11 protein-coding genes are annotated in these 14,731 nt (G+C 55.9%); 3 read left to right on the forward strand and 8 right to left on the reverse strand.

Going from position 1 to position 14,731, the window contains the following annotated elements:
- The 7 genes from hemA to CMO10_RS10290 all read right to left on the reverse strand — a co-directional run bounded on the left by hemA (position 1) and on the right by CMO10_RS10290 (position 10,350).
- Positions 1–1,350: a glutamyl-tRNA reductase gene (hemA, locus tag CMO10_RS10260; protein ID WP_297021531.1), complete on the reverse strand. Its 1,350-nt coding sequence runs from the start codon at positions 1,348–1,350 to the stop codon at positions 1–3.
- A 7-nt stretch (positions 1,351–1,357) separates the two neighbouring features.
- Entirely contained in the window at positions 1,358–2,599 is a 1,242-nt protein-coding gene (hisS, locus tag CMO10_RS10265) for a histidine--tRNA ligase (RefSeq protein WP_297021534.1), read from the reverse strand.
- Between the two features lie 393 nt (positions 2,600–2,992).
- Positions 2,993–4,117: a flavodoxin-dependent (E)-4-hydroxy-3-methylbut-2-enyl-diphosphate synthase gene (gene ispG, locus CMO10_RS10270; RefSeq protein ID WP_297021537.1), complete on the reverse strand. Its 1,125-nt coding sequence runs from the start codon at positions 4,115–4,117 to the stop codon at positions 2,993–2,995.
- A 180-nt stretch (positions 4,118–4,297) separates the two neighbouring features.
- Positions 4,298–5,494 (reverse strand): helix-turn-helix domain-containing protein, encoded by a 1,197-nt coding sequence (locus tag CMO10_RS10275; protein ID WP_297021538.1) that lies wholly within the window; start codon positions 5,492–5,494, stop codon positions 4,298–4,300.
- 168 nt (positions 5,495–5,662) lie between these two features.
- The gene (ptsP, locus tag CMO10_RS10280) at positions 5,663–7,945 is read right to left on the reverse strand and encodes a phosphoenolpyruvate--protein phosphotransferase (protein ID WP_297021541.1); all 2,283 of its coding nucleotides are present in this window, start codon (positions 7,943–7,945) and stop codon (positions 5,663–5,665) included.
- Between the two features lie 5 nt (positions 7,946–7,950).
- On the reverse strand, positions 7,951–8,979 hold the full coding sequence (locus CMO10_RS10285; protein WP_297021546.1) for an NAD(P)H-dependent flavin oxidoreductase: 1,029 nt from the start codon (positions 8,977–8,979) through the stop codon (positions 7,951–7,953).
- Positions 8,980–9,129: 150 nt separating this feature from the next.
- Positions 9,130–10,350, reverse strand: a complete 1,221-nt coding sequence (locus tag CMO10_RS10290) for an aspartate kinase (RefSeq protein WP_297021549.1) — start codon at positions 10,348–10,350, stop codon at positions 9,130–9,132.
- A 422-nt stretch (positions 10,351–10,772) separates the two neighbouring features.
- On the opposite strand from CMO10_RS10290, the gene ubiG reads away from it, so the two are divergent.
- Positions 10,773–11,531 (forward strand): bifunctional 2-polyprenyl-6-hydroxyphenol methylase/3-demethylubiquinol 3-O-methyltransferase UbiG, encoded by a 759-nt coding sequence (gene ubiG / locus CMO10_RS10295; protein WP_297021552.1) that lies wholly within the window; start codon positions 10,773–10,775, stop codon positions 11,529–11,531.
- Positions 11,532–11,546: 15 nt separating this feature from the next.
- Here the strand turns inward: ubiG and CMO10_RS10300 are convergent, their stop codons facing one another.
- Positions 11,547–11,981 (reverse strand): DUF1178 family protein, encoded by a 435-nt coding sequence (locus tag CMO10_RS10300; RefSeq protein ID WP_297021554.1) that lies wholly within the window; start codon positions 11,979–11,981, stop codon positions 11,547–11,549.
- Positions 11,982–12,106: 125 nt separating this feature from the next.
- Here CMO10_RS10300 and CMO10_RS10305 point away from each other — a divergent pair, with 125 nt between their 5' ends.
- Together CMO10_RS10305 and CMO10_RS10310 are read left to right on the forward strand one after the other, a co-directional pair.
- The gene (locus CMO10_RS10305) at positions 12,107–12,637 is read left to right on the forward strand and encodes a class I SAM-dependent methyltransferase (protein ID WP_297021556.1); all 531 of its coding nucleotides are present in this window, start codon (positions 12,107–12,109) and stop codon (positions 12,635–12,637) included.
- A 146-nt stretch (positions 12,638–12,783) separates the two neighbouring features.
- The gene (locus CMO10_RS10310) at positions 12,784–14,697 is read left to right on the forward strand and encodes a PhoX family protein (RefSeq protein ID WP_297021559.1); all 1,914 of its coding nucleotides are present in this window, start codon (positions 12,784–12,786) and stop codon (positions 14,695–14,697) included.
- Positions 14,698–14,731: the final 34 nt, after the last annotated feature.

Consider the following 14,731-nt stretch of genomic DNA (forward strand, 5'->3'; position numbering starts at 1 on the left):
TTAATTCTCCTGTTCAGGGTCGCTGGCCTGATCGTGATGTTGATCAGCGCCAAGCGGCTTGTCTTCAAGTTCAAACAGGCGCGCCAACAGTTTCTGGGCCTTGACCCATTCCACGGTGCCTGCACCGTCCGTTGTCGTCGCCAAATCCTTCAATGCCTGTGTCGGCGCATGCAAAAGGCGATTAACCAAAAGCCGGGTCGCCTTTTCCGCATCCCCGTGACTTTCACTAAGCGCATCCGCCCGGACAGCCTCGAACCGTTTTCGCAGATCGGCAATCGCCGGAACGGCTGCGCGTTGGGCACGGTCACGCACGAAGCTGTCAATTTCAGCTTCGATCAATGCCCAGGCCTGATCGGCCTTTTCTTCGCGCCCGCCGCGTCCTTCGGCGGCAATCTTTTCCAGATCCTCGATCCGGTAAAAGAACACCTCATCAATCTCGTCGACCTGCGGGTCAATATCACCCGGAACGGCCGTATCGATCATCAGGACCGGACGGAACCGGCGACGTTTGACCGAAGCCAGCGCGCGTTCCTTGTCGATCATGTAGCGGCGCGATCCGCCAGCCGTCAGAACAAGATCGGCTTCGGCCAGCAATCGATCAAGATCATCAATCTCCGACCAATGGCAATCAAGGCGCCGCGCAACCAGCCGTGCGCGCGCAGCCAACCTGTCCGTCACCAGAATACGTCCAATGCCCCGTTCGGCAAGGGATGCCGCAATCAGTTCGCCCATGTCACCCGCGCCAGCGACAAGCAGGGTACAATCACTCAGATCACCATGCAGGTCGCGCGCAACCGATTGCGCAGCAGCCGCGATTGAAACTGCCCCCTGCCCAATGCCGGTCTGGCTTCGGACCTTTTTGGCGATGGCGTAGGCGGTCTGATAGACCAGCTCCAACTCGCGCCCGACCAGATCATGCTTTCGGGCGATGCGGTGCGCATCCTTGACCTGACCAAAGACTTCCGGCTCGCCGATCACCAGACTGTCAAGCGATGCCGCCACCGCAAACATGTGGCGCAGGGCATCGCGACCGGATCGGATATAAAGCTCGCTCGCCAGTTGGTCACGATCAAGATCGGCCCAAAGCGACATCAGATCGATCAGGCGTTCACGCCCGCGTTCGGCCTCGGACGCCAGAAGATGGATTTCGGTGCGGTTACAGGTCGAAACGACAACCGCCTGCCCCAGTCGGGCCTGTTCGATCGCCGCCAGAAACTGCGGCAGTCGGGCTTCTTCGATGAACAGACGGTCTCGGGTATCCTCGCTTGAGCGCCGATGATTGGTGCCGATCACCATCAGGCGATCAAGCGGCCAATCCCCGGCATCCTCATGCGAAATCCCGTCTGTCACACCATTCTCACTTCTTGCCGATCACATCAGCCAGCTGATCAAGGGCGACTTCCTGCTGCTCGCCGCTATCAAGGTCGCGCAACTGGGCGACACCATTGGCAAGTTCATCGTAACCAAGGATCACCGCCAGTTTGGCATTGGCCTTGTCAGCACGCTTCATGCGCTTCTTCATGTTGCCGGAATAGCCAAGTTCAACCGCAACACCGCCTTCACGCAGCGTCTGGGCAAGGGTGCGGCATTTTGCTTCGGCCGCGTCACCCATCGGGATCAGTGCCACGGGGCGTGCACCGGCCGGGGCCTCGCCAACCATCAGGGCCAGACGTTCAACACCAGCAGCCCAGCCAACACCGGCTGTCTGCGGACCACCCATGGTCGAAATCAGCCCGTCATAACGGCCACCAGCCATAACCGTACCCTGCGCACCAAGGGTGTTGGTGGTGAATTCAAAGCAGGTGTGGCAGTAGTAATCCAGCCCTCGCACCAGACGCGGGTTCAGTTCATAATTGATGCCGATATCGCCAAGGCCTTCGGTCAGGCCCTTGAAGAATTCCTGGGAATGCGCATTCAGGTATTCGGCAAACAGTGGCGCGTTGGCCACCAGTTCACGATCCCCTTCATCCTTGGAATCAAGGATACGCAGCGGGTTCTTTTCAAGACGCGCACGGCTGTCTTCGGACAGTTTATCAAAATGACCCTTGAAATAATCGACCAGCACATCGCGGTATGCCGCACGGCTTTCCGGATCACCAAGGGTGTTCAGCTCCAGCGTGATGCTGTCCCAAAGACCAAGGGCTTTAAGGATATGTGCGCCGTAACCGATCATCTCGATGTCGCCTGCGACCTGCTCAACGCCAAGCAGTTCGGCACCGATCTGATGGAACTGGCGCTGACGACCTTTTTGGGGACGTTCATAGCGGAACATCGGGCCATAATAGCTGACCTTGACCGGGGACATCTGCTGCATGCCGTTTGAAATATAGGCGCGCGCGATACCAGCCGTTCCCTCAGGACGAAGTGTCACCTGTTCACCACCGCGATCTTCAAAGGTGTACATTTCCTTGGTCACGACATCGGACGTATCGCCAAGGGTACGGGCAAAGACCTCGGTAAATTCGAAGATCGGCGTGGTCATGCGATGGTAGCCATACAACTCGCCGATTTCGCGTGCGGTATTCGCGATGTAATCCTGCAGACGGTTCTGTTCCGGCAGAAGGTCGTGCGTGCCACGGACGGGTTGAAGCGATGCCACTTTGGGTCTCCGATCTAACTTGAATTCCAGATATTTGCGCAAAACATCAATGGGCGCAAACACATGCGAACATGAAAATAGCTTTCCGCCGGTGTGGCGGAAAGCCAAAATTAGTCAATACTGCTTTGGGTCAGGACTCATTAATTTGACTTCAATGGTTCATCGGATTTGTGCGGATACGCGAAGCAAAACCGCAGAAAGATATAAATCTTGCAAGGTTTTACGACAAAGTAGCCCGTGCAAATCCGATGAATCCGAAGGACAGACGTTATATTTGTAAACTCCGGCGTCAAATCCCTTGCGCGGGGAACCACCCCGCTCTGCAGCATTTTTCTTGGATTTTACAAATATAACGTCTGCCATTGATGTCCAATTAATGGGTCCTGACCCTAACTATTCCGCCGCAGTTTTCTTCGCGGCTTCTTCGGCTTCGATCTTGGCGGCACGTTCTTCGACCAGTTCGACGATATGGTCGACCATCTTTTCCGTGCTGATATTGTGATCCGGACGGCCGGAAATATACATCTTGTGGTTCCCACCACCGCCACCGGTAAGCCCGATATCGGTTTCACGGGCCTCGCCCGGGCCATTGACGATGCAGCCAATGATCGACAGCGAAATCGGTGTCGAAATGTGCGCGAGGCGCTCTTCAAGTGCCGCAACAGTTTCAACCACGTTAAAGCCCTGACGTGCGCAGGACGGGCAGGAAATGATCTGAACGCCACGGGTACGAAGGCCAAGTGATTTCAGGATATCAAACCCTACATGGATTTCCTCGACCGGGTCGGCCGAAAGCGACACGCGCAGCGTATCGCCAATTCCCGCCCACAGAAGGTTGCCCATGCCAATCGATGATTTCACCGTGCCACCGCGCAGACCACCAGCCTCGGTAATGCCAAGATGCAGCGGATAGTCGCATGCCTCGGCAAGGCCGTAATAGGCCGCAACCGCAAGGAACACATCCGATGCCTTGACCGAAATCTTGAACTCGCGGAAGTCCTGATCTTCAAGAATTTTGGCGTGGTTAAGCGCACTTTCGACCATCGCTTCCGGGCATGGTTCGCCGTAACGTTCCAGAAGTTCCTTTTCAAGCGAGCCGGCATTGACACCGATACGCATCGAACAGCCATGATCCTTGGCCGCCTTGACGACTTCGCGCACACGTTCGGTCGAGCCGATATTGCCCGGGTTGATGCGCAGGCAGGCAGCACCGGCTTCGGCGGCCTCGATCGCGCGTTTGTAATGGAAATGGATATCGGCAACGATCGGGACATGCACCTGTTTGATGATGTCTTTCAGGGCTGCGGTTGATTCCTGATCCGGGCAGGACACACGAACGATATCCGCACCGGCTTCTTCCAGACGATGGATCTGCGCAACAGTCGCGTTCACATCGGTGGTCAGGGTGTTGGTCATCGACTGCACCGAGATCGGTGCATCCCCGCCGACTTCCACATCACCGACACGGATTTTGCGGCTTTGGCGGCGTTCAATATCGCGATATGGGCGGACGCTCATTTCCGGTTCCAAAATGTTCAAAATGTCTTGGGGGAGTATATAGCTTATCAAACGCCGATTAGAAACCGTTGGCTAACAGATTTTCCGCCAGATTTCGCATAGCTGTCACGAAAAAAGGCGACCCGTTCGGATCGCCTTTCGCATTTTGTCTGTTTTATCGCCGGATGGCGTTGCCGCAACCTATTGAACGCTCGGCTCTTCGGTCTGGGTTAGATCGCTGACATCAAGCGAGAAGTCAGAAATCACCGCGCCATATTCGCCAACCGGCTGGGCTTCTGCGCCATCGATGCTATAGGTCAGCGCGCCGGCATTCCCGACTTCAAGTTTCAAACCATCACGATTCGGAACCATGTAGGTATCACCAGCCGTCAGCATGCGGGTCAGCAGCACATTGCCATCTGCCTCGCGGATACGAACCCAGCTGGTTTCAACCGCCGAAATGGTCACACGGCTGTCAACATTGACCGCACCAAAGACACGGGCACCACCGGCATCATCGACTTCCGGTGCTGCCGGAACCGATGCAACTTCGGCCGCGGGTGCAGCTGGTTCTTCAACCGGGGCTTCGGCCACTTCGGCAGCCGGTGCCGGCTCAGACGCAGGCTGTTCCGCCACTTCCTCGACAACCGTTTCAGGTTCCGGGGTCGGTGCTGCGGCCACAGGTTCTTCGCTAACCACCGGTTCTTCGGTCGCTTCTGCGACTTCGGCGACCGGTTCGGATGAAGCCGGCTCAGCTGCCGGTGGTTCCGCAACAGTCGGCTCTTCAACCGGTGCTTCGGTCCCGGTGACACTTTCTGGCGCGCTGGCAACGGACGGTTCCGGATCGGCAATCACCGGTGCAGGTGTTGCGACCTCGGCCTCGGCAGCCTGTGCGTCAGCAGCGTTTTCAAGATTGCGCGGTTCGGCTTGTTCGGTCGCCGGGGTCGAATAGCTTGCCAGACGTTCTGGGAGCGGATCGACCAGATCGGCAATGGTTTTGCCCTGGCTGGACAGGTAATACCAACCGCCATAGGCACCAAGACCGAGCATGACCGCAATCAACAGAACAGCACCACCCGGCACACGGCTTTCCTGAACCGGTTTCGGGAAGGACAATTCACTGCGGACAGCAGGCGCGTTGCTTTCTTCGCGGAAGCGGCGCGCGATTTCCGCGCCATCCAGTCCGAGATGTTCGGCATACGCCTTTACGAAGCCAAGACCGTAGGGACCGTTCGGAAGAACCGAATAGTCGCTGCTTTCAATGGCTTCGATGTAAATTTTACGAATACGAAGCATGCGGCAAACGTCTTCGACAGATTGCCCCAAACCATTACGGGCGGCCTTAAGCAGGCTCCCGACTTCGGTGTAGCCACCGATCTGGCTATTATCTTCGTCCATCACAACATCATTTGACGGTTCATCCCCGGACAAAGGCCTGAAACGAAGGCGCCCACGGGTCTCGTCGTCCAAATGATCTTCCTTTCGCTTTTTGATCGCCAACTCCGCACCCCCACGTTACGATCTAGCAATAAAACTAGCAGATATCCCCACCAAAAGCGATTGTTTTTAAAGTTTTACACCGTGATCTATTGCGAAAGCCTTAAGACGCGATCGCAAAGATCTGGTTGGGTTATCCATCACGGTCAGGATATAGCGTTCGACTTCGGACTTGCACATGCTTCTGACCATTTCCTTCACAGGACCGACAGAGGCTGGTGCCATCGACAAACGCTTGATCCCCAAGCCGATGAGGGCCATCGCTTCGAGCGGACGTCCCGCCATTTCACCACAAATGGTCAGGCGGACGTTCCGCTGATCACACAATGTCACCAATTGGCGCATAAATGCAAATACGCTTGGTGACAACGTATCATATCGACCTTCAATCCGCGGATTTCCACGGTCGGCAGCAAACATGAACTGCAGCAGATCATTGGTCCCGACCGACAAGAAATCAACCCGCTCGAGCAAGGCTGGTGCCTGCCAGATCAGGGCAGGAACTTCAAGCATCGCGCCGACTTCGACCTTGCGCGGTACAAAACCGCGCGCCGCTTCACGCTTGAGCTGTTCATCCAGAACCGCCTTGGCCATGTCAAACTCGGCTACCTCGGCAATCATCGGGAACATGACGTAAAGATCGCGGTCATGACCGGCACGGATCAACGCACGCAGCTGATGCACCAACACCGCCGGACGATCCAGCGTGATCCTGATCGACCGCCAGCCCATTGCCGGGTTCTCTTCTGTCATATCTTCCCAATAGGGCAGCAATTTGTCGCCGCCGACATCAAGGGTACGGAAGACAACCGGCCGGCCCTCGGCCTGCTCGAAAATGCGATCATACAGGCGGGTCTGATCGGTGATATCGGGCATGGCGGATCGCACCATGAACGGAATTTCCGTCCGGTACAGGCCAATGCCGTCAGCACCGCTTTCAATCACATGCGGCACATCGATCAAAAGCCCGGCATTCACATTCAGCGAAATCTCTGCCCCGTCGGTGGTTTTGGCCGGCAGGTCACGCATCTGGGCGTAAAGTGCTTTTCGCTCTGCCCGGGCACGCAGGGCGCCGTCAATCACGGCACGGACGTCTTCACTTGGGCGAACGAAAAGCTGACTGTTATCTGAATCGACAATCAGCGGGTCACCGCCCTCGACCTTATCAAGGACGCCCTTAACCCCGCCCAGCACCGGAATATCAAGCGCGCGCGCCACAATCGCCACGTGCGAAGTGTGCGATCCTTCCTCAAGCGCAAGACCGCGCAAGCGGGTGTGGTCGTAATCCAAAAGCTCTGCCGGGCCGATATTGCGTGCGACCAGAATGATGTCATCAGGCAAATCACCAAAGGCCGGTGACTGATACTGCCCGGAAAGATGTTGCAGCAACCGATTGGCCAGATCTTCAAGATCGTGCAAACGTTCGCGTAAATAAGGATCCGTCACCTGCGCCATGCGCGCACGGGTATCGTCATGCACCTTCTGAACGGCCGCCTCGGCGGTAAGGCCCGTATGCACCGCTTCGGTAATACGGTTCAGCCACCCGGTATCCTGGGCAATCATCCGATAGGCTTCAAGGATATCGCCCGGATCGTCGCCCTCATCCATGCCATCAATGCCTGAAACGGCTTCAAGCATCTTATCAAGATGGTTTTGCAGGCCATGCATGGCTTCGCGCAGACGAGTAAGCTCTTCTTCCGGATCGTCAGACACCATGCGGTCAATGACGATACGTGGTTCATGCAGAACGGCAATACCCTTGCCAATCCCCGGCGCCAGACGCGCACCACCAAGACGCAACGGCAATAGCGCAATCCCATCAGCCGGGATCAGTTCCTCGCGGCTGACAAGTTCACCAGCGGCGACCATTTCGGCCAGCACCATGGCGACGTTTTCAAGCGCTTCCTGCTCGTCCTCGGAATAAAGGCGTTCAGTCCGGTTCTGCACGGCAAGAACGCCGATAATACGGCCACCGCGCAGGATCGGCACACCGATCATGGAATGATAGATTTCCTCGCCGGTTTCCGGACGATAGGCAAAGTTCGGATGGCTTTGCGCATCCTTGAGGTTCAATGGCCGCGCATGTGCGGCAACAAAACCAACAATCCCCTCGCCCACCCGCAGGCGGGTCAAGTGGACTGCTTCCTTGGACAGACCACAAGTCGCAAACAGCTCAAGCACTTCGCCCGCGCGCATGACATAGACAGAGCACACCTCTGCCACCATGTCGGCGGCAATGATGGTCACGATCTGTCCGAGGCGTTCTTCGGCAGTCCCCGGACCAGCCATGACGTCACGCACACGCTTTAAAAGGCGTCGCGGGCCAGAGACTGCGGCGGACGGAATGCTCATTTGACTTAGCTGTCTCTCTTAACGAGGGATTGAACGGCCTGTTCGACCAACTCTTCGAGGATTTCGGAAACCGGTTGTTCTTTCTTTACCATACCAACCGACTGCCCGGCCATAACCGATCCGCTTTCAACATCACCATCGATCACGGCACGGCGCAATGCACCAGCCCAGAAATGCTCGATCTCAAGCTGCGCGGCGCCCTGATCAAGTTCACCGGCACGGAATTTTTCAATGACCGCACGCTGGGTATCGCGGAATTCATCGGTGCCCTTGTTCGCGAGCGCACGCACCGGAATGACCGGAAAACGATCATCAAGCTGAACAGTTGTAACTGCATCGCGCGCACTTGCGCGGATAAAGGCCTTTTTGAAGTCCGGATGGGCAATACATTCCTCGGCACAGACAAGGCGCGTGCCGATCTGAACACCTGCTGCACCCTGTTCAAGCAAACCGGTAATCGCTTCGCCGCGGCCAATACCGCCCGCGCAGAAGACCGGAATGTCAGAAACGTTCGGCAGGATTTCCTGTGCCAGAACCGTAAGCGACACCGGGCCGATATGGCCGCCTGCTTCGCTACCTTCGATCACCAGCGCGTCCGCGCCCGAACGGATCAGCTTCTTGGCCAGAACCAGCGCCGGGGCAAAACAGATGACCTTGGCAAATTCCTTGGCCTGCTTGATCGAGTTCGATGAAGGCAGACCGCCAGCCAAAACCACATGACCAACACTATGTTCGCGGCAAACTTCAATCAGCTCATCAAGCTGCGGGTGCATGGTGATCAGGTTGACGCCAAACGGCTTGCTGGTCATTTCCTTGGTGGCGGCGATTTCAGCCGACAGCAGATCCGGGGTCATCGACCCGCAGGCAATCACACCAAAACCACCCGCATTGGACACAGCCGCAACAAGGTGGCGCTCTGAAACCCAGGACATGGCGCCGGCCATGATTGCGTAATCGGTTCCAAGGAATTCCTTGCCCGACGCCCACAATTTTTCCAAGCGCGCCCGTGCGGCATCAATTTTCGGATCGCTCATATTCTCTGTACCCCAAAGCAGAAACGCAGGGAACCGGTGGTTCCCTGCCATTTCATTACAAAGGCCGAAACACATCGTTCCAGCTAGTATGTAGTATTACAGGTAATTTAACAGTGGCTTAATCGTATAGGGTCAGCCAACCTGTTGAACTTATTCAGCATCCAGACCGTATGCCGTGTGCAGAGCACGAACGGCAAGTTCGGTATACTCCTCGGCGATCAGCACGCTGACCTTGATTTCCGAGGTCGAGATGACCTGAATGTTGATGCCCTTTTCCGCGAGGGTTTCGAACATCTTGCGCGCCACACCTACGTGGGAACGCATGCCCACACCAATGATGGACACCTTGGTCACATCAGATGTGCTGAGCAGTTCCTGATAGGCGATCTGCTCTTTGTTCTTTTCGATCACCTGAAGCGCACGCTGGAATTCACCACGCGGAACGGTAAAGGTCATGTCGGTGCTTTTGCCGTCTTCAGAGACGTTCTGCACGATCATGTCGACATTGATATTTGCATCAGCCAGCGGGCTGAAGATTGAAGCGGCAATACCCGGTTTGTCTGCGACTTTAACCAAGGTGATCTTGGCTTCATCACGGCTATAGGCAATTCCGCTGACGACTTCCTGTTCCACGATCTCGTCCTCGTCTACAACAAGTGTTCCTTCTGCTTCACTAAAGGTGGAGCGGACCTGCACCCGAACGCGATGGTTCATCGCCATCTCGACTGAACGGGTTTGCAGAACCTTCGCACCCAGCGAAGCCAGTTCCAGCATTTCTTCGTAGGTAATTTTTTCGATCTTCTGCGCCTTGGGCACAATGCGCGGATCGGTGGTGTAAACACCCTCGACATCGGTATAGATGTCACAACGATCTGCATTCAGTGCTGCTGCCAGGGCCACCGCAGACGTGTCCGAGCCACCACGACCCAGTGTGGTGATGCGGTTATCAGGTGCGATCCCCTGGAAACCGGCGACACAAACCACTTCGCCGCCATTCATGCGCTTATCAAGCTCGGTGGTATCGATTTCCTGAATGCGGGCCTTGGCATGTGCGCCATCGGTCTTGATCGGGATCTGCCAGCCAAGCCAGGAACGTGCAGGCACATCCATGCTTTGCAGCGCCATCGCCAAAAGCCCGACAGTCACCTGTTCGCCCGACGATACGATCACGTCATATTCACGTGCGTCATACATCGGCGAAACTTCCTGCGCCCAGCCAACCAGTTCGTTGGTCTTGCCCGACATGGCGGACACGACAACAGCAACCTGATTGCCGGCATCGACTTCGGATTTCACCCGGCGCGCGACATTCTTGATTTTATCAACATCGGCGACCGACGTGCCGCCAAATTTCATGACAATACGGGCCATGAAGTATCCCCGCTATGCTCGCCGTCCATCGGCTGTCCGAACGTGACGGCATGTGATCCGGTCTCAGCTCAGGTTAGCATGCCGCAACTACAGCGCTTCCCCTGATCCAAGCGGCGTTATCAATACTGCCATAATCTTCGCGAAACAAGCGTCAAGGATGCCGATAAATTGCGTCGGAGCAATTTTTTTGACCTAAAAATGCCCCCAAGCCCCCGAATGGGACAAATCCCGCCGCATATCATGCGAAAATTACCCATTAACCCTGACGGCGCACGCCATCCTTACATGACAGACCCGCGTCAAATTTCCGCAAGATCGCGTGCCGCCGGACGTCATTTGACAGCTCGGTATTGCCTTGCCGTTCGCGCGCGCGTAAACAGGGCATCATACAGCAAAGTGTTTTACGCCTTCGGAGCCACACCATGTCGGAAGCATCCGCACAAACCAGCCGCACTGCCAATGCCGATGAAATCGCACGTTTTTCTGCGATGTCCGAAAAGTGGTGGGACCCGAATGGTGTGATGAAGCCGCTGCACAAGTTCAATCCGGTGCGCCTGCAGATCTTGCGCGACAATATCTGCGCCCATCTTGGCCGCGATCCGGAAACCATCGAACCGCTTAAGGGCATTGAGATCATCGATATCGGCTGTGGTGCAGGCCTTCTGTCCGAGCCGCTTGCACGCATGGGGGCAAAAATGACCTCGATCGATGCATCGGAAAGCAACATCGAAGTCGCCAAAATCCATGCCGCGCAATCCGGCCTTGAAATTGACTATCGCTGCTGCACGCCGGAAATGCTGGCCGACGAAGGCAAGCAGTTCGATATCGTTCTGAACATGGAAGTCATCGAACATGTCGATGACCCGCAATTCTTCATGCAGGCCTGCGCATCAGTTCTCAAACCCGGTGGCTTGATGTTTGTCGCAACGCTGAACCGCACGATCAAATCACTCGCCCTGGCCAAAATCGGTGCGGAATACATTCTGCGCTGGCTGCCGGCAGGTACCCATGACTGGCGCAAGTTTGTGAAACCGTCGGAAATGTCGGGATATCTGCGTGGTGCAGGTCTTGAGCTTTGTGACATTACCGGTGTCACCTATAACCCGATCAACGATACCTGGGCACCCGCCCCGCGTGATCTTGATGTGAATTACATGGTGATCGCCCAAAAGCCCGACTGATCAGAAAGTCACTGATCAGTTCTTCTTGGTTTCGTCGTCCCAGGGCAGCGCCATCACATCGATGCCCTCATCGACCAGCTCGGCGGTTTCCTTGAGGGACGCCTGACCATAGATGCCGCGTTTTTCGGTTTCGCCGTAATGGATTTTGCGAGCTTCTTCGGCAAACTTGTTGCCGACGTTTTCGCAGTTGCTTTCGACCTGTTTGCGAATTTCCGCGATGGCGGCCTGGGTCGCTTCGGCAATGGCCTTTTGCTGCTGCTTCTCGGCGGCGACTTCTTTTTGGCGTGACGTGCGCAGACGCGGCGCCATCAGGGCCTTGCCAACATTCGACGTTCCACAAACCGGGCATGACAAATCACCATCGGCGGCCTGTGCTTCGTAGGTAGCACCGTCCTTGAACCAACCTTCGAATTCGTGATCATGTTCGCATTTAAGCTGGAATAGAATCATGATGGTACTTGTATAAGTCGAACCAGTCGCAAAACGATAAGCATATCATATAGACTTCATATGGCCCGCCATGGCCGAAATCGCCAGTCCACGGGCGCCACACTGAATAACCAAGATTTACAAAAATGTCATCCCAATTGCCATCAAACTGGATCACACAACATTGCCCTGCCCCAACGCCCTCGCGCAACCGTGCGCTTGATCTGGCATGCGGCAAGGGACGGCACAGTTTCTGGCTTGCCAATCAGGGTTGGCAGGTCACAGCCCTTGATCGCGACCTTTCGCAAACGGATACCGAAGCAAACCCGACCATCGACTGGCGTGAAGCTGACCTTGAGACCGGTCACTGGCCCTTGGCCGATCAGCAATTTGATCTGATTGTCGTAGTCAATTATCTGCATCGGCCACTATTTCCTAACCTGCGCGATGCTGTCCGGGCGGGCGGCACCCTGATCTATGAAACATTCATGGTCGGGAACGAGGCAATAGGCCGCCCGCGCTCACCGGACTTCCTGTTGCGTCAGGGTGAAATGATGGAAAACTTTGGCGACTGGAACATCATTGCCCATAGCGAAGGTCCAATCCGTGCAAACGATGGCGATGAAATTAGCGCGATAAAACAATCGATTGTCGCACAAAAGCCATCGCAAAACTGATCGTGCTGGGCATTGGAAAGAATTGCAATAAATCCGTAACACACTGTTATTGCAAAAAGAAACACAACTTTCACAATTAAATTCTGTCGTTTCTGGCATCTTGCCTGCTGCTGTTTCAGGCAAAGGCGTTGAGAGAGAGAAAAGCCATGAGCGATAAATACGAAATCATCGAAGATAGCGACGATATCCCGTCCAACCCGACCAACAATCCGTGCATTGACGATCTGATCAATGCACGTTTTTCCCGCCGTGGCTTTTTCAAAGGCCTGATGGCAACTTCCGCCGTTGTTGGTGCTGGTATCGCGACCAAGGGTGTTGCCAAGGCACAGTCGCCGTCCACCCTGACCTTCAAGTCGATCCCGCAGAAAATCACCGAAACCCACGCGGTTGCTGATGGCTATGACGCCAGCGTCCTGATCCGTTGGGGCGACAAGGTCGTCTCTGATGCGCCGGCCTTCGTTCCGGGTCAGGTCGATGCCAAGGCACAGAACAAACAGTTCGGTTATAACTGCGACTATGTCGGCTATATGCCGCTTCCGGCCGGCTCCCAGAATTCCGATCACGGTCTTCTGTGCGTTAGCCACGAATACACCAATGCCGAACTGATGTGGTCGGGCCTCAAGGATGCGATGGGTGCCTCCGAAGAACAGGCGCTGCACGAAATTGCTGCCCACGGTCATTCGGTGATCGAAGTCAAGAAATCCGGTGGCAAATGGCAGGTTGTTGATGGCTCGGATTATGCGCGCCGCATCTCCCCGATCGACACCGAAATGCAGATTACCGGCCCGGCCGCCGGTCATGACCGCCTTAAAACCAACACCGACCCGACCGGTACGCGCGTCATCGGCACGCTGAACAACTGTGCGGGTGGCAAAACCCCGTGGGGTACGGTTCTGATCGCCGAGGAAAACTTCAACGGTTACTTTGGCGGCGACATTGCCAAAACCAGCGAAGAGCGCAACTATAAGCGCCTTGGTATCTCCAAGGACAGCTGGTACTCGTGGGTTAAATATTTCGACCGCTTCAACGTCGAAAAAGACCCGAACGAGCCGAACAAATTCGGCTGGATGGTCGAGATCGATCCGTATGACCCGACCTCGATGCCCAAAAAGCGTACCGCCCTTGGCCGCTTCAAGCACGAAGGTGCCACTGTCATCATCAACAAGGACAACTCTGTTGTTGCCTATTCCGGTGATGATCAGCGCTTTGACTATCTTTATAAATTCGTTGCGGCCAAAAAATACAACCCGAATGACCGCGCATCGAACATGGACCTTCTGGAAAACGGCACCCTGTTTGTTGCCCAGTTCCACGAAGATGGCAGCCTTGACTGGATGCCGCTGATCTTCGGTGAAGGCCCGCTGACCGCAGAAAATGACTTCCACAGCCAGGCCGACGTTCTGATCGAAGCCCGCCGTGCGGCTGACCTTCTGGGTGCAACCCAGATGGACCGTCCGGAAGACGTCGAACCGAACCCGGTCAATGGCAAGGTCTATGTCATGCTGACCAACAACTCCAAGCGCAAGGAAGGCAACGCACCGAACCCGCGTGCAGCCAACCCGCATGGTCACGTGCTTGAACTTACCCCTCCGGGTGGTCGTGGCAAGGATGCCGATCATACGGCTTCGCGCTTTACCTGGGACATCATGATTGCCGGCGGCAACCCGACCGTTGCCGATGACAAGGCGGTTTACCACCCGGCGGCTGAAAGCTGGGTTTCCTGCCCGGACAACATGGCAATCGACCATCGCGGTCGCCTGTGGATTTCCACCGATGGCGCACCGAAGTCCGACATTCCTGATGGCATGCATGCCACCGATGTTGACGGCCCTGGCCGCGCACTGACCAAGTTCTTCTTCGCCTGCCCGGTTGGTGCAGAAATGTGCGGTCCGGAATTCACCCCGGATGGAAAGACGCTGTTCCTTGCGGTCCAGCATCCGGCGGATGGTTCTTCCTATGACGAACCAAGCACCCGCTGGCCGGACTTCCAAGCTGCCATGCCGCCGCGTCCGTCGGTCGTGGCTGTGACCAAAGAAGACGGCGGTGAAATCGCAGGCTAACCCCCTGTATCACTGTCCTGAAATGCAAAACGCA

It is taken from the genome of Thalassospira sp. (assembly GCF_002709775.1).
GTDB lineage: Bacteria > Pseudomonadota > Alphaproteobacteria > Rhodospirillales > Thalassospiraceae > Thalassospira.